Below are 14,177 nucleotides of genomic sequence, written 5' to 3' on the forward strand. Positions count from 1 at the left end.
GAGCCGCTCCTACCAAATTCTAATTCAGCAAAGCACGTATCCGCTCATTTCCTGCACGACTGACTGGTACTTGCATGCCATTCTTCAGGATGGCAACCTGGCTATCCTTGCTGGTTTTTTCCATGGCCTGCACCGCAGTAATCTGAACCAGGAAAGAGCGGTGCACACGCACGAACTTGCTGGCATCCAGTTGCGCTTCCAGCTCAGACAGGCTTTGGGTCTTCATATACGATTTCCCAGCAGCATGGATGAGGATGTAGTCATCCTGTGCTTCGACATAGTCTATGCTTTCCAGCGGCACCACATGGACCTGGCCACGGTCACGTATCAACAGGCGTTGCAGTTTTTCACTTTGCTGTGTCAATAGTGTTTCCAGAGCTTGCGTGGACGATGAGGTTTCCTGCGCCAATAATTTGCGGGCTTTGCTGATGGCTTCATCAAAGCGTTGCTGGGAAAAAGGTTTCAATAAATAATCCACCGCGTGCAAGTCAAAGGCTTTCAGGGCAAATTGATCATAGGCCGTCGTGAAGATGACACCGCTGCGCCGACCTGTCATTTCCAGCACTTCCAGCCCCGTCAATTGTGGCATCTGTATATCCAGCAAGACCAGGTCGGGATTGAGTTTGCTGATGGCATCCACTGCTTCCAGTCCAGTTTCACATTCTCCTATGACTTCCAGGTCAGTATGTGAGCGCAGATATTCCATGGAGAGCCTGCGGGCCAGTTCTTCATCATCGACGATCAAGACTTGCAGGCGCTTATTTATAGACTGATTCATTGTTGTCCTGTTCAAAAGGCATTGCCATTTCCAGTATGAATTTTTCGTCTGTCTGCTGCCAGGTCACGCGTGCCTGTTCGCCATACAGCGCAAAAAAACGCTGGCGCAAATTACTCAAGCCCAGGCCATTGCCAGTGCTGCTTGCCGGGACAGGGCTGAGCGGATTTTCTACCGCTATATGCAACCAGCGATCGCGCTGGAATATCGTCACCATGATCACGCCTCCCTTGGCCAGATTGCGTATGCCATGCTTGATGGCATTTTCCAGCAAAGGCTGCAATATCATAGGCGGGATCAAGGCATTTTCAGCCTCTGTTGCAACCGAAAATTCTATGCCCAGTTTTTTACCAAAGCGAATTTTTTCGACTGCCAGAAAATTTTCGCAGAGGAGCAATTCTTCTTTGAGACTAATCTTTTCTTTCTCTGCGATCGCCAGGGTTTGCCTGAAAAAATCGGCGAGAGCAATGGTCATGGTGCGTGCAGCCGCGGCATCGATGGCTGTCAGGGCACTGATGGAATTGAGGCTGTTGAACAAGAAGTGAGGATCGATTTGCGAACGCAAGACTTGCAGTTCAGCATCCCTGGCCAGCAGGCGCGATGCTGCTTCACGTCTTTCTGCCTCGCGTATATTGTCAAAAGCGATGTACACATCAAAAGCCAGTAAGGCCAGCAAGTAAATCGCAAAGCCAGTGATAAAAAACAGTACTGATAAATGGGTGCTGATGCGTACTGCGCTAGTCTCGTCAGTAACCGCCACCAGCACCTTGCTCCAGCCATGGCAAAGCCCCAGCCAGCTCATGCCGGAAATCAAGGCGGCGCTGCAAAATACCAGGGCGGCGATGCTAAAGCTGCGCTGGTTGAAGGGCAGTGACCGGCAAACAAAATAGGCAGAAGAAGTCAAAAAACCGGCAAACAAGGCGATAGGCACTGAAAACCATAAGGCATACGTCCAGTTTGTCAAATCGTTCGCCACCAGTAATCTGGCGATTAATACTGCAATTAACATCCAGGTACCGATATAGACCAGGAAGCGGCGACGATCTGACAAAATTGGATGCATACAGGTCGGTTTTATCCAGCGTTAATTAAGAATCTCTACACCACCCATGACGGCATAGCCCTTGATATACAGTTTTTTTGCATTCATCATGGGGGGCACGGTTTTGTCATCAAAACCACCGAGTATGGGGGAGCCATGCGATACCACGGTCCAGTCGTTCGGTACTTTCAGGACGATACCACCCCACATGGCAAATACATTCAAGGTCGCTTCTGACTGCATGGAGGCATTGCGCAAGTCCAGCTCGACACCACCCATGATGCAATTGATTTCACCGCCACGAAATTCCTGAGAACTGTTTTGCAGCTTGTTGCCGCTCATGACGGCAACGATATTGCAGACAGCATCCTGATTCGTGCCATTGTTGATCATTTTTTCATGCTCACCGATCTTGCCCTTGAATATCACCATCAAGCCAGCAAAAATAAGGAAAACCGGCCACCAGTCACGCACACGGAAATAAATAATACCCATATGATGCAGTAACAACAGACCGCCCAGGCCTATGAAACCACAGCCTATGACGTAGCCAGCAGTGGTGTCGCTTTTCGATATCTTCAAGGCACCGATAAAAATAAAGACCATGGGCCAGAAATGGAAGATTTCGCGGGCATTGAACAAATTGAGATTATCTAATAATGCCAATGCACCAAAAATCAGGAGCAGGGCACCGACCAGGATGCGGCTCTGTGGGTTATCGTTTTTCATGATGTTTATCCGAAAATTATGGAGAGTGAAAAATTATTCCTGGGTGTTTCTGCTGGCCAGCAAACCGCCAATTAAATGTCGGATACCAAAGGCAATCAGCAACAAGGGCCAGCTGTTATGGAAGGTCCAGCCCCACAGTTGTTCTATCGATATATACAGCCACAGGGCAAGCACCAGGCTGAAACAGCCTTTGGCGATGTGCTCGGGTTTGTCGGGGCTGATAATATCAACCAGGCCACCAATGGCGATCATGGCGGGCAGCAAAAACCAGTAATCCAGCGCATGGATCAACTCCATGTGGTCCATGAGAAAGACACTACCTGCAACGATCAGGGCCAGGCCAAAAAACAAATTTCCCTTGCTGTGACGCTGATTTTCTAAATGGGAAGACATAGCTATCCTTTCATTCATCAAAGACTTCAGTGTTGGTGTTCCGTGAAGTCAAGATACTGAAAGTGCAGACGCTTGTCGCCCCAAATTCGGCGAATGGCAGCATATCGTCGGTAATTGACGAAGAGACAGGGTATCCGGCGAGGTGTTCCTGTACTGGCAGGATTTAACTGAGCAATTGTATGAAATGCTCTGCTGTGCGCACTATGCGCTTGGATTCTGTGCCAAAGAGGTCATGCGTCTCCTGGACGATATATTCGTTGGAACCCTTGGTGCAATACAGCAAACCGCGGAAATTCGTGCCCAGGTAGGTAAATGGTGCCAGCTTGGTCTTGACGGGCACATCACTGCCTATCAAGCTGCGCAATTTACGCTCTACGTCATACAGGCTTTTTTCATCCAGCGTGACGATGGCACCCTTGGGCGTAGGAAAAGTCGACTGGAAGGAGGGGGTTTGCCCCATGGGATTTCTGAACGTGATCTTGATACCCAGTTTCAAGAACTTGGATACGGCAGTGAAGTCGTTTTCATCGTACATGGCAATGTCCCGAAAAAACGTGCGGCCAAGTAGGCTGGCGGCACTGGATGATATCGAAAGATTGCCAGAAGTCAGGCATTTATACAACTTTTCTTGTGTGAAACTTCAGTGAAAACTATGCTGTTTTACATACTGTAACCCTTGGCCATGAGAACTGCACCTGCCAAAATGAAAACAATACCGGTTAATTCCAGTTTCAAAATCGTTTGTATGCTCCTGGCTTGCCCCTCAGGCAGAATCGGTAACTGGTTTAGTTTGAGGGACTTGCCCCAGCGCAGGAATACCACGGTTGGGTAGACAGACAGCAACCCCACCACGATAAAGGCTGTTATCTTGAGCATGAAGGCATGATTATGCAGATAATAATCCTGGCCCTTTTCAAAGTAGATGACGCGCAACACACCCAGCACGATGATGAGCATGGCGCTCATGCCATAGATATTGTCTATGAAGCGCAGGCTTCTGGCTGATGACAGCGTCAGCGGCTGGCGTATCAGTACCAGTTCTGCCAGCAGTGTGCTGACCAGGGTAAATGCGGCGATATGGTGCAGCAAGGCGACGAGTATGTTCACTGTGATGGCTCTTTCGTGGCTGGCAGGGAGTGCGGAAAGTCTAAGCCATTTACGTCTTGCTTGCTGAAAAAATAAGATAGGGGCCGTGAATTTTGTCGCCAGCCAGCCAATATCTGGCGCGAATGGCATTACTGTTGCAGCGCCTCACATAGTGGCAAGCTCAAGGCCTGCAGGATATTGCCTTGCTTATCCTGGGCAAATGCCAGCACTGATAACTGCTTACGCCTGGCATTGGTAGCATTGGTAGGCAAGCTTAACTGAGTAGTAAAATCTGCTGGCTTCCCGGCAGTGAGCTGAAAAGGTTCGCCCCATTCTCTGGCAACAAAATCATGCTGTAAGGTGGCTCCGCGATTTTCACCTGCCTGTATCTTGCTGATCAGGCCTTGTTCTAGCAGGGCGAAATGCAGCTTCGCATCTTGCTTGCTATTGCCTTGCAGATTGAGATACAGCTTGTTATCAGCCAGTTTTTCTATGCCCAGACGCAATGATGCCGTGGCAGCTTTTTGATTGATACGGCGGATGTCATCTGCCATGCCATTGCGCCAGTTGCGCTGCTCTTTGCCAGCGATGAAGATTTCTGGCGTATAGACAGTGCGGCTATTCGCCAGATCAGCCAGGTTCCTTTGCCTGTCCGTATACGTCTTTTTGGCAAACACATCTTTCCAGCCCAGATAATCCCAGTAATCGACATGCAGTGAAACGGGAATGACCTGCTCGCTGCTGAGGCCAGTGCTTTGATACAGGCGGCTGATGGTCTTATCGGCAGGTGGACAACTGTCGCAACCTTCGGAGGTGTATAGCTCCAGCAGAGCGACGGTGTGTGCCGGGCTGGATTTACTGCAGATTTCGGCAGCTTGTATGTTGCTAACGGCACAGGCAAAAACGCCAAATAAGATCAGGGCTTTCATGAACTATCCTCAGTGGGTGGATGTTCATTGGTCGTCGCTTGTGTGTTTACCTTACATCGCGCTACTCTTTATTGGTCTATCTGCTTTTTCCAGTCCGCATAGTTTTGCGGGACATTGGCATCAGGCACCATGATAGTCGCGAGGCTTAGTTTGAGTGCAGCCAGTTCTTCCTCTGCATCACCGTAGTCGGCAGACAGGGGCAGGCTGAGCAGCTTGTTCTGCAATGCAGAAAATTGCAAGGATGGATGCTTGTCTGACAAAGTCTTTACCGTATGTTCATTGGCCTGATTCAATGCGCCCTTAACGGCATACACAATGAGATTGTAGCTATCAGGTGAACGCGTCCAACTGACCTGGCGCGCAAACTGCTGGCGCAAGCGGCTCAACATGCCAGCCAGGGCGCTGGGCTTGCCCCAGACATTGGCAACCATGATGCCATTTTCCACCAGATTGGCATGGCAGATCGCATAAAACTCTGCTGTATTCAAAGCTGCAACCAGGCCGTTTTCATCATAGGCGTCCAGCAGCAAGACATCGGCATCATAAGTATTGTCCTGCAAGTGGGTCACTGCATCGCAATGGATGACTTGCAGACGTTCATCATCTGTCGGCAGCATGAACAGCTCACGCATGGCGATCACGTCGGCATTGATTTCCAGCACAGTGATGCGGCAGTCTGGCAAATGGCGATAGCAGTATTTGACCAGCGAACCACCACCCAGGCCTATCAACAAGATGTGCCGTGGCTGCGGTTGGAACATGAGCAAGCCCATGACTGTGCGTGAGTAGGCACACACCAGTTCATCCGGCGCATCCAGCTTCATCGCGCTTTGCATGCATTTCGGATTCAGATACATGATGCGCAGATTGCCGTCATCGAAATGAAAAGGGCGGCCTTCATGCGTTTTTTGTATTTCTTCGAGACGGCGGATATGCTCGCGCTCAGCCGCCGGCACCTGCTGCAGGAACAGGCTGGACAGGCTTTGCCGGGTTTTTTTCATATCTGCTCCCTTTAGTGCGTTCAGCCTGCCAGCTGGGCTTTCAATGCTGCAATCTGGCTCAGCAATTCACTGTTCTCAGTCTGCAGATGCAAGATTTGCTGGCGCAGGTTGCTGAGTTCATCAACTCCGCTGCTGCTGGCGCTGTCTTGTCTGCCTTCCATCACTGCAGGCGCAGCCGCTTCAGTGGCAACAGCCTTGGCCGGGGCTTTTTGCTCGCGCACTTTTTCCCTGACCTGGCGGGCGGCCTGTTGTAATTCCTTGCGGCCACCCGCTACGGCAGCGACCTGATCTTCATTGGGCAGTGAGGCAATTGCTGCCGCAGCACTGATGGAGATAGTGCCGTCGCGCACCGCCTGCACCAGTTCAGGTGCAGCCGCTTTCTGGATTTTTTCTATCTGTACCACGGCATTGCTGCTGATACCTGCCAGGCGGGCGATTTCCTGGCGGCTTTGCGTAGGTTTGACAACCGGAACGGCGACTTCGCTCTCTGCATTGTCTGAGGGTGCCTGTTCTTCCTGCGCTTTCATGCGCGCCAGGACAATTTCCTTTTTACGCAAGGCCAGCATACCGCGCTGGAAGTCAGTGACACTGCGGCGACCCAGGTGATTGTCTATCATCCACAATTGCACGTCTTCGATATTGCTGAAGTTGTCGTTTTGAACAATATTGTAGGGCAGATTATGGCGCTGGCAAATCGCATAGCGGTTATGTCCGTCTATCAGGATTTCACCCCAGCATACCAGAGCGTCACGGCAGCCTTCAGTCAGGATACTGCGTTCCAGAGCAGCAAATTCATGCTCGGTCAGGGGGTCTATATAGGCGCGCAAGGCCTCATGGATGATAATACTCATACAATTAATCCAGGCAGGAATTTTTCGGGGAAGGCGGCATTGTAGCCGAGAACAGGCGCAACACCGTTGTCAGCGGGTAGCACGTGTACAATACTGGTCTTTCGGCGTAAACTTTTCAGGCGCAAACTGCCCTATAGAGTGCGCCTGCTAAGTACGCTTATTTTATTGACCATACTCGTTATAAAATTGCCATGGATGCAATACATCCACAGCCGCAGTTTCCAAACGCACTTCATGACAGACAGGAAAAACCAGCATGATGACCTATGAAGAATATCTGGATGAAGTCACGACTTTAATGACAGAGAGATTTGACCTCAGCGACGATGAAGCCATCAAGCACGTGATGCGCGCCCAGGCCGCCGAGTTTTTTAGCAAGCATGACGATGTTCCTGAAATGCGTACGCAAGAGCGTGCCGAGCAGGACGCCAAGACGATCTACGACATGCGTAACAAGTCGCGTGGGCATGCACCAGTCAAACTGGTAAAAACTGGCGGCAAGCCACGTAAAGCCTGAGTACCTTGACCGAATGAAAACACCAAAACGACTGCTGCCCCTGCAGGAAGAAGGTTTGATCGACGAAGTCATGCGTCAGCTCATGAGTGGCAAGGAAGCTACCGTATATGTCGTGCGCTGTGGCGAAGAAATTCGTTGTGCCAAGGTCTATAAAGAAGCCAGCCAGCGCAGTTTTAAAAACGCTGCTTCTTACCAGGAAGGCCGCAAGGTCAAGAATAGCCGACAGGCCCGCGCCATGGAAAAAGGCACGCGCTATGGCCGCAAGATGCAGGAAGAAGTCTGGCAAAACGCCGAAGTCGATGCTCTGTATCGACTGGCCGCTGCTGGCGTCAAAGTCCCCAGGCCGTATATCTGTCATGAAGGCGTATTGCTGATGGACCTGGTGACAGATGCTGATGGTAATGCTGCGCCCCGTCTCAACGATGTGGAATTGACGCCAGAGCTGGCAAGAAAATACCACGCCCAGTTGTTGCATCAGGTTGTGCTGATGTTATGCGCCGGTGTCATCCATGGTGATTTGTCTGAGTTCAATATCCTCGTTGATGAAGAAGGTCCGGTCATCATTGATCTGCCGCAGGCGATAGATGCGGCCAGCAATACCGAGGCAGGCGTCATGCTGGAGCGCGATGTCAACAATTTGGCGACTTACTTCGGCCAGTTTGCACCAGAGCTTAACGGTACAAAGTTTGGCAAGGAAATCTGGAAACTATTTACCGCAGGCTTGTTGACACCAGAAACCGTATTGACAGGCGTTGTTGCACAAGACACCCGCCCGGTTGATCTGGGTGCCGTCATGGAAGAAATTGAATCCGCCATCTTTGAAGAAAAAGAAAGGCAAAGGCGTTTGCTGGAAACCTAGGCCTTCGGGAACTCTTGTCATTCTTCTTTGTCCATTCTGATTATTCGTAGACCAATACAATTGTTTAATACAGGAGTGTATGCATGATCAAAGGAAGTTGCTTTCACCTGCGCCACGTCAGGAAAGAAGATGTCATGACCCTCATGGACTTGATGAATCACCCTGATGGCAAGGGTGATTTTTTATCCCAGGAATTGATGTTGCCAGGTGTGGCAGAGAAAAAATTTGAAGATGAATCACGTTCCAAAGAGCAGTTCGAGACTTTTTTGATTATCGATGAAAATGAGAAAATCATAGGTCGTGTTTTTCATTTCAAGACCGTGCCTTATTTCAATTCACGTGAAATTGGCTATGGCATGTTCGTCAAGAGCCTGCACGGCAAAGGCATCATGACCGAGGCTGTCAAATTGCTCAGGGACTATCTGTTCAGTACCATGTTGATCAACCGGCTGGAAATTCATATGAACACTGACAATATTGCCTCAGAAAAAGTGGCGATTAATTGTGGTTTTCAAAAAGAAGGCATTGCACGGGGTGCTATTTTCACGCGTGGCAAGCACAGGGATATCGCCATGTATGCCTTGTTAAGGGATGAGTGGGAAACTCTCTGACCTCTGACGGCAGGCAATACATCCCAGCCTGCAAAAAGGCTGGGATGACTGGAAACTTATTTTTCCACGTAAGTGCCAGCTTTTAACTGTGGCCAGTTTTCATTGGCATCTTTCACATAACCAGGGATATCCTTGACCCAGCGCTTCAATACATCTTTGCTGAGATTGAGGTAAAGCTTGCCGTCCACTACCTTATAGGCGGCAGGGTCAATTTCCGGGGTATAGCCTTGCGCTACACCATAGGCGCAATAACCACCATATTGCGGGGCATATTTTTCCGGGTCAGCTTTAAAGGCTTCCAGGTTATCCTTGCTGGCGAAGTGCCAGTCCGCACCTTGCCATTGATAGCTAAGTTCTTTCTTGCCTTTGACAGGTTTGTTTTGCTTGAAATAAGCAACCGGGTCATATCCGCGTATGGCACCTGCTTCGGTAGCAAATATCGGGGCGATGGGCGCGGCTGTGGCAAAGCCACTGCTGAGCACGAGAGCTGCTGTGGCGAACAAATAGTGCAGGCTGGTGCGGCGTAGAATTGAAAATGTCATGGCAATACTCCAAATTTAGTATAAGCACTTGAGAAGACAAGCATGCACATAGGTCGCGCTGCCTATGATTTCCTTACAGCTTATTTTTCATTTTTCAAAAATTTTTACTATGCAGAATTCAGGCAAAACTGGCATGTAGTTCTTCCAGCTCAGCAATGTCTGTCATCAAGTCGATGTGGCAATAGCACAGCACTTCTATATCGGTATCAGCAAATACACTACGGCGATCACGATTCTTGCAGAGACTGGCCATGATCTTGTCACGCTGTTCGAGCAAGGCAATGATGCGTGGGTAATATAACTGCAGTAAGGCACGCAAGAAGGTATTGATGTCCTTGCTTGCCTTATTCCCTCTGCCAGAACCCAGTTTGAAATGCTGTAAAGCACGCTTGCAATGCGCCAGACTAAGCCAGGGGCCTTTGGTCACCCAGCGGTTGACGACAAAAAAACCGGATGGCAAACCTTGTGCATCCATGGACACGGCGACGACATGTGCCGGCGCAGGCGCATAGCGACTAGTGCTTGGCCGCATGCCCAATTTTTCTGCGTGCACGAATAAATGGAAATGGCCGTGTTCAGTAAATGGTCTTTGCAGGCCTGGATGGGCATGATAAAAATATTGAGACGCGTTTTTATCGTCACGTACATCATTTTCAGGATAGTGCTGCCATTCTGTGAAAACAGCATCACCTATTATCTGCCCCACTACTTGCCGCCCCTGCTGGTTCAGGGATTGCATGCTGCCAACCAGGTCAATGGCGGCGCGCCATGCTGAATCCAGTTCTGCTGTATCGACTTGCGTCCAGTCAGGGATGGATTTCAATTGCTGAGGGAGTTTGCTTAACTGCATGTGGAAAAGACTAACGAGCCTGGGGATAAATACAAAAACGGCGACAATCTGTAAGCAGTGTCGCCGCGCCCTGATTTACTTAAATGCTTATTTCTTTGCTGCGCAGCAGCCTTTTTTCGCCGCGCAACAGCCTTTCTTGGCATGTTTCTTCGCTCCGCAGCATCCTTTCTTGGCAGCGCAACAGCCTTTCTTCGCTGCACAGCAACCTTTTTTAGCAGCACAGCAACCTTTTTTAGCAGCACAACAGCCTTTTTTGGCAGCACATGCAGCTTTGGGGGCGCATGCTGCGACAGCTGCTACTGGGGCGGCTGCAATGGCTGCAGCGGCAACTACGGATGCACTAACAACTTGTTTCAATGCTTTGGTCAAGGATGTCGATTTCATTTATTACTCCGTCAGGATAAATTAAGCCCGTAGCAAGGCTGTTAAATTGTAGTTGCTGCACCTCAGTGTGCCTGTACTTCATAGGCTCACTTGATTTGCTGCCACCACGCTGAGATTTTGATGCTACAGCAGCTAAGTCGGGCTTAATAGAGAAAACTTACAAGTAAATGAGAAATAAATATAAGACGAAATAATAATTATTAAATTCTTATTTATTTGGAATTTTCATCTTTGAAATTAAAATATTTCCGAATTTTCTGATTTTTTTGTGATGTAAATATACATGAGCTGCAGTTGGTCGTCGCTTGAAGGGAGCTTGTCATTTTTTTGATGGATAGATTTTGAGTAAAGCGGTATTGATCTTACGCATTTGTTCGGCTGTGACATCTTTGCTGCAAACGATATACCGGTTCAGACCCGCTGGCATGCCTTGTAAATCCATTTGCGTAGTCTGGCTGATGCTTTCCTCCTTGTCCTTCAGGTACTCCCAATCCTCTCTGTCTATCAACATATACGAGGCACGATTGGCAGCGACCATGCGTGCCATGATCATGGGCAGGGTAGTGCTGCGTTCCACTTTATTTTTTGTGGCAGTGATCATGGCATCGAGCTCTGGCCCGTACGACACTGCGCCAACCACGCCGACGGTCAGGCTGCTATCTGCCATTAAGGATTTGAGTGAGCGGTGAGCCGCAACTTGTTGGGCCGCCGCAGGACTGACCAGCAAGGTATGGGGCGGATCAGTATGAAAGATCTCGGAAAACTGTACTAGCGCTTCTCGCTCGGCGATTCTGTACCAGCCGAATGAGCAATAATTCCTGGTGTTGTTGGAAAAATTACTCCAGATGCGTTTTGCAGGCTCTTCCACAAAACGATGGGGGATTTGGGTATTGCTGAAAACCTGTTTGGCTCGCTCCAGCAAAATGCCTTTTTCCACACCGTTTTCCAGATATTGGTGAGGAGGCTTGATGCGCCATGCCACGGTGATGGTCTCTTCAGCAAGAGCTGCCTGGCTGAGTATCCACAAGCTTGTGGCGCATGCCAATTGGTAAATAGTCATTGATTTGTCGCCAGATGTTTAATTCATTCTAAGCGATGCAATGAGATAGATGCCAAATTCCTCAGGAAATCGAGGAAATATTTGCTTTATAGATACATTCTCTGGTTTGATCGGGGTAGGATGGATGCAAGCCTTAGAACCGGGTTCAGACGTCAAAAAGCCGCAGCATGGCTAGCATGCTGCGGCTTTTTTGTGGCCTGCTCAATTATTGGCGTACTGGCTTCTTGGCACCTGTGGCGGCGCTGGATTTTGCCTTGTAAGCTGGCTTGCCACCATTGGCTGGGAAAGCCGGGGCTTTCTTGAGACTGGATACAGCCGGGAAAGGGAATTTTACAGCTGACTTTTTCTCTTCAGTTGCTGATGGTTCACTGCTGGCCGGGCTGGCTTTGCTGACGGTTTTTGCGGCGGTTTTTTTGGTAGACACGGTTTTCTTTTCTGGATTTTTTTCTGTAGCTATAACAGTTGACGCTGGCGTTGTTACGGCTGCTACGTTAGCCGTTGCAATCGGGGAAACTGGTTTTACTTCATCTGCCGCAATATTGCTGCTGGACTGGATTTTTTGATTTGCTGATTTGGCTGGTGCTGGCTTCACTTCCACTTGCTTGGCGACCTGAGCCTTGGCTGCTGGCTGGGTTGCCGTTTTGACTGGGGCCTTGTCTGCAAGTTTCGCTGCCGGTTTGGGTTTGCTTACTGTTTTTACTGGTTTAGCTTCTGGTTCTGCCAGCAGCGTCAATTGCTTGGTTGCTGCAATAGGTTTGGCACTTGCTGGTTTTTTTGTAGCTGGTTTGCTCACGGGCGCAGAAGGGGCTGGAACTTCAGGGGCAATGGTCTTGGCCGTGACTGTAGGAGTTGTTGCTGTCGTGGCTGACAGTCCTGGTGTGCTGACGATGTGCCACAATTCTGCTCTGGTATCTCTGCTGATGCTGACCAATTCACGACCGTAGGACAAGAGTTTCTCCAGTTGTGGCTGGCCTTGGGCGCGGCTTACATCCAGCAACTCTTGCGCTTGTTTGACGGCGAACAATTCACGGGTCACGCTATTGGCATTTTCCAGGGATTGTTTGGCCGTATTGAAGTTCAGGGCGATCAGTTTTTCCAATCCACCAAAGGCGGTTTGTGACCAGGCCTGGAACACCGAAATTTGTGTCGCTAATTGATTCTGGGCAGCAGATGATAATTGTTCAGTAAGCAAAGACATGAAACTCTCCAGAGTGGATGAAATGAAGTGGTAAGTCTTAAATTTGGCGCAATGCAGCATTATTTTACTATTCTGCATTCTATCGCTTCACTGCTTAATTTGTAAGCATTATTTTTGCATTGCAATATATGTTTGTAAATACGTTTGCAAATGCGTTTGCAAATACGTTTGTAAATGCGCTTGTAAATTTAGCTTACAAAGTTTTTCTATCATCGCTGCGCGCTCGCTTACAATCTGCGCTTTCTTTATTTCTTTGCAGAGCCATCATGCAGCAAGCTACTCCCGCCGTCGATCAATATACTGAAATCCGTCGTCGCTTACGTGAATTTGTTGCCGAGCGCGATTGGGCGCAATTTCATACCCCTAAAAACCTGGCGAGCGCACTCACGGTCGAGGCTGCAGAGTTGTTGGAGATATTTCAGTGGCTGCCAACTGGCAAGGCAGAAGAGTTGGATGAGCAGGCCAGAACAGCCATCCGTCATGAAATGGCCGATGTGTTGAATTACCTGGTCATGCTGGCAGATGCCCTGGATGTGGATTTGTTTGCCGCCAGCATGGAAAAGATAGTCTTGAATGGACTCAAATATCCAGCCCTGCAAGTCAAGGGCGATGCCAGGAAATACAGTGCGTATGCAGCAGACGACAAGAAGGATTAAATCTACAGCAGACTATTTTCGAGGCAGCAAAATAGTCGCTGCCAAATTTGTTGTAAAAACTGTTGTTAAATTATCCCTTTGATTGCTCGCTGCCATCATCCGGTTTCTTGCCGCTGCCTTCGAGTTTGTAAAACAGCATACACATGCCAGGCGCAAAGATCAGCCATAAGAACACAGTCCACATTTGTGCCTGTTGTTCGCCTGGGGTGGGTAGGGCGAGGTAGGCTTTGTTTGGATCAGTTGAAGATACATACACCTTGAGCGCCACACCTGGCACCAGTTCGTCCGGTTTTAAACCCGTCATCCTCAGCACATGCTTGGCTTCGCAGCGGGTACAGATGGGGGAGATGGTGTCAGTGGTTCTTTCAACGCCATTCAGATTGTAGCTATAGGTCAGCTGCAACAACTGCTTGTTGAAACTACCATTGACGACATAGCCGGGATTATTGTCTACATCATGGACCATCAGGACGAGGTTGCCGTCGAGCTGTTCAAATTCGCTGACAGGTACCCGCATTGCCTGGAGTTTTTGCACATTCTCTATGCCAAAATAAATCGAGATGATGGCACAAATGACCATTAAGCTTCTGACTATCATGTGTTGCAATCGTGGTTTGCTGCTTGCATATTCTGTGCTGGCCGCTGGTTTTCAAACTGATCAGTAAAATCTGGCCCCGTCGTTTCTATCCCAGGG

Annotated in this window: 19 protein-coding genes; 5 read left to right on the top strand and 14 right to left on the bottom strand. The window is 49.3% G+C overall.

Annotated features, from left to right (window positions below; genetic code table 11):
• Window positions 1-19: 19 nt before the first annotated feature.
• The 9 genes from ACO0LF_RS00480 to ACO0LF_RS00520 all read right to left on the bottom strand — a co-directional run bounded on the left by ACO0LF_RS00480 (window position 20) and on the right by ACO0LF_RS00520 (window position 6,806).
• A complete protein-coding gene (locus tag ACO0LF_RS00480; protein WP_423010909.1) occupies window positions 20-778 on the bottom strand; it encodes a LytR/AlgR family response regulator transcription factor in 759 nt (252 codons plus the stop codon).
• Window positions 759-1,838: a sensor histidine kinase gene (locus ACO0LF_RS00485; protein ID WP_423010911.1), complete on the bottom strand. Its 1,080-nt coding sequence runs from the start codon at window positions 1,836-1,838 to the stop codon at window positions 759-761. Before ACO0LF_RS00485 ends, ACO0LF_RS00480 begins: the two co-directional genes overlap by 20 nt.
• A 21-nt stretch (window positions 1,839-1,859) precedes the next feature.
• Window positions 1,860-2,546, bottom strand: coding sequence for a LiaI-LiaF-like domain-containing protein (locus tag ACO0LF_RS00490; protein ID WP_423010913.1), 687 nt, complete (start codon window positions 2,544-2,546; stop codon window positions 1,860-1,862).
• A gap of 33 nt (window positions 2,547-2,579) precedes the next feature.
• Window positions 2,580-2,939 (bottom strand): LiaF transmembrane domain-containing protein, encoded by a 360-nt coding sequence (locus ACO0LF_RS00495; RefSeq protein ID WP_423010915.1) that lies wholly within the window; start codon window positions 2,937-2,939, stop codon window positions 2,580-2,582.
• 163 nt (window positions 2,940-3,102) lie between these two features.
• Window positions 3,103-3,474 (bottom strand): hypothetical protein, encoded by a 372-nt coding sequence (locus ACO0LF_RS00500; RefSeq protein ID WP_423010917.1) that lies wholly within the window; start codon window positions 3,472-3,474, stop codon window positions 3,103-3,105.
• Window positions 3,475-3,599: 125 nt separating this feature from the next.
• Window positions 3,600-4,046, bottom strand: coding sequence for a DUF2214 family protein (locus ACO0LF_RS00505; RefSeq protein WP_423010919.1), 447 nt, complete (start codon window positions 4,044-4,046; stop codon window positions 3,600-3,602).
• A 128-nt stretch (window positions 4,047-4,174) separates the two neighbouring features.
• Window positions 4,175-4,954, bottom strand: coding sequence for a DUF1223 domain-containing protein (locus ACO0LF_RS00510; RefSeq protein ID WP_423010921.1), 780 nt, complete (start codon window positions 4,952-4,954; stop codon window positions 4,175-4,177).
• 68 nt (window positions 4,955-5,022) lie between these two features.
• Window positions 5,023-5,955, bottom strand: coding sequence for a fused MFS/spermidine synthase (locus ACO0LF_RS00515; RefSeq protein WP_423010923.1), 933 nt, complete (start codon window positions 5,953-5,955; stop codon window positions 5,023-5,025).
• A gap of 20 nt (window positions 5,956-5,975) precedes the next feature.
• Window positions 5,976-6,806, bottom strand: a complete 831-nt coding sequence (locus ACO0LF_RS00520) for a hypothetical protein (protein ID WP_423010925.1) — start codon at window positions 6,804-6,806, stop codon at window positions 5,976-5,978.
• A gap of 259 nt (window positions 6,807-7,065) precedes the next feature.
• Here ACO0LF_RS00520 and ACO0LF_RS00525 point away from each other — a divergent pair, with 259 nt between their 5' ends.
• From ACO0LF_RS00525 to ACO0LF_RS00535, 3 genes are all read left to right on the top strand, one after another.
• Window positions 7,066-7,323: a hypothetical protein gene (locus ACO0LF_RS00525; protein WP_422953521.1), complete on the top strand. Its 258-nt coding sequence runs from the start codon at window positions 7,066-7,068 to the stop codon at window positions 7,321-7,323.
• A 13-nt stretch (window positions 7,324-7,336) separates the two neighbouring features.
• Window positions 7,337-8,182, top strand: coding sequence for a PA4780 family RIO1-like protein kinase (locus ACO0LF_RS00530; protein ID WP_423010927.1), 846 nt, complete (start codon window positions 7,337-7,339; stop codon window positions 8,180-8,182).
• A gap of 83 nt (window positions 8,183-8,265) precedes the next feature.
• A complete protein-coding gene (locus ACO0LF_RS00535) occupies window positions 8,266-8,793 on the top strand; it encodes a GNAT family N-acetyltransferase (RefSeq protein WP_423010929.1) in 528 nt (175 codons plus the stop codon).
• Window positions 8,794-8,849: 56 nt separating this feature from the next.
• On the opposite strand, the gene ACO0LF_RS00540 is transcribed toward ACO0LF_RS00535, so the two are convergent.
• Window positions 8,850-9,335, bottom strand: a complete 486-nt coding sequence (locus ACO0LF_RS00540) for a YHS domain-containing (seleno)protein (protein ID WP_423010931.1) — start codon at window positions 9,333-9,335, stop codon at window positions 8,850-8,852.
• Between the two features lie 118 nt (window positions 9,336-9,453).
• Window positions 9,454-10,185, bottom strand: coding sequence for a DUF6969 family protein (locus ACO0LF_RS00545; protein ID WP_423010933.1), 732 nt, complete (start codon window positions 10,183-10,185; stop codon window positions 9,454-9,456).
• Between ACO0LF_RS00545 and ACO0LF_RS00550 the strand changes: the two genes are divergently transcribed.
• Window positions 10,184-10,594 (top strand): hypothetical protein, encoded by a 411-nt coding sequence (locus ACO0LF_RS00550; RefSeq protein WP_423010935.1) that lies wholly within the window; start codon window positions 10,184-10,186, stop codon window positions 10,592-10,594. The two genes, ACO0LF_RS00545 and ACO0LF_RS00550, sit on opposite strands and share 2 nt — an antisense overlap.
• Before the next feature lie 294 nt (window positions 10,595-10,888).
• Here the strand turns inward: ACO0LF_RS00550 and ACO0LF_RS00555 are convergent, their stop codons facing one another.
• The gene (locus ACO0LF_RS00555) at window positions 10,889-11,629 is read right to left on the bottom strand and encodes a hypothetical protein (RefSeq protein WP_423010937.1); all 741 of its coding nucleotides are present in this window, start codon (window positions 11,627-11,629) and stop codon (window positions 10,889-10,891) included.
• A gap of 205 nt (window positions 11,630-11,834) precedes the next feature.
• Window positions 11,835-12,827, bottom strand: a complete 993-nt coding sequence (phaP, locus tag ACO0LF_RS00560) for a TIGR01841 family phasin (RefSeq protein ID WP_423010939.1) — start codon at window positions 12,825-12,827, stop codon at window positions 11,835-11,837.
• Between the two features lie 266 nt (window positions 12,828-13,093).
• On the opposite strand from phaP, the gene ACO0LF_RS00565 reads away from it, so the two are divergent.
• Window positions 13,094-13,483, top strand: coding sequence for a nucleotide pyrophosphohydrolase (locus ACO0LF_RS00565; RefSeq protein WP_423010941.1), 390 nt, complete (start codon window positions 13,094-13,096; stop codon window positions 13,481-13,483).
• 70 nt (window positions 13,484-13,553) lie between these two features.
• Here ACO0LF_RS00565 and ACO0LF_RS00570 read toward each other — a convergent pair whose 3' ends face one another.
• A complete protein-coding gene (locus tag ACO0LF_RS00570; RefSeq protein ID WP_423010943.1) occupies window positions 13,554-14,081 on the bottom strand; it encodes a hypothetical protein in 528 nt (175 codons plus the stop codon).
• Window positions 14,082-14,177: the final 96 nt, after the last annotated feature.

The sequence above is a fragment of the Undibacterium sp. Di27W genome (genome assembly GCF_049340345.1).
In the GTDB taxonomy this organism is placed as follows: Bacteria; Pseudomonadota; Gammaproteobacteria; order Burkholderiales; family Burkholderiaceae_D; genus Undibacterium.

Bases quoted from the DNA above. Each gene is read 5' to 3' on its own strand.
- ACO0LF_RS00480 (WP_423010909.1), bottom strand. From the start codon at position 778: ATGAATCAGTCTATAAATAAGCGCCTGCAAGTCTTGATCGTCGATGAT.
- ACO0LF_RS00485 (WP_423010911.1), bottom strand. From the start codon at position 1,838: ATGCATCCAATTTTGTCAGATCGTCGCCGCTTCCTGGTCTATATCGGT.
- ACO0LF_RS00490 (WP_423010913.1), bottom strand. From the start codon at position 2,546: ATGAAAAACGATAACCCACAGAGCCGCATCCTGGTCGGTGCCCTGCTC.
- ACO0LF_RS00495 (WP_423010915.1), bottom strand. From the start codon at position 2,939: ATGTCTTCCCATTTAGAAAATCAGCGTCACAGCAAGGGAAATTTGTTT.
- ACO0LF_RS00500 (WP_423010917.1), bottom strand. From the start codon at position 3,474: ATGTACGATGAAAACGACTTCACTGCCGTATCCAAGTTCTTGAAACTG.
- ACO0LF_RS00510 (WP_423010921.1), bottom strand. From the start codon at position 4,954: ATGAAAGCCCTGATCTTATTTGGCGTTTTTGCCTGTGCCGTTAGCAAC.
- ACO0LF_RS00515 (WP_423010923.1), bottom strand. From the start codon at position 5,955: ATGAAAAAAACCCGGCAAAGCCTGTCCAGCCTGTTCCTGCAGCAGGTG.
- ACO0LF_RS00520 (WP_423010925.1), bottom strand. From the start codon at position 6,806: ATGAGTATTATCATCCATGAGGCCTTGCGCGCCTATATAGACCCCCTG.
- ACO0LF_RS00525 (WP_422953521.1), top strand. From the start codon at position 7,066: ATGACCTATGAAGAATATCTGGATGAAGTCACGACTTTAATGACAGAG.
- ACO0LF_RS00530 (WP_423010927.1), top strand. From the start codon at position 7,337: ATGAAAACACCAAAACGACTGCTGCCCCTGCAGGAAGAAGGTTTGATC.
- ACO0LF_RS00535 (WP_423010929.1), top strand. From the start codon at position 8,266: ATGATCAAAGGAAGTTGCTTTCACCTGCGCCACGTCAGGAAAGAAGAT.
- ACO0LF_RS00540 (WP_423010931.1), bottom strand. From the start codon at position 9,335: ATGACATTTTCAATTCTACGCCGCACCAGCCTGCACTATTTGTTCGCC.
- ACO0LF_RS00550 (WP_423010935.1), top strand. From the start codon at position 10,184: ATGTGGAAAAGACTAACGAGCCTGGGGATAAATACAAAAACGGCGACA.
- ACO0LF_RS00545 (WP_423010933.1), bottom strand. From the start codon at position 10,185: ATGCAGTTAAGCAAACTCCCTCAGCAATTGAAATCCATCCCTGACTGG.
- ACO0LF_RS00555 (WP_423010937.1), bottom strand. From the start codon at position 11,629: ATGACTATTTACCAATTGGCATGCGCCACAAGCTTGTGGATACTCAGC.
- phaP (WP_423010939.1), bottom strand. From the start codon at position 12,827: ATGTCTTTGCTTACTGAACAATTATCATCTGCTGCCCAGAATCAATTA.
- ACO0LF_RS00565 (WP_423010941.1), top strand. From the start codon at position 13,094: ATGCAGCAAGCTACTCCCGCCGTCGATCAATATACTGAAATCCGTCGT.
- ACO0LF_RS00570 (WP_423010943.1), bottom strand. From the start codon at position 14,081: ATGATAGTCAGAAGCTTAATGGTCATTTGTGCCATCATCTCGATTTAT.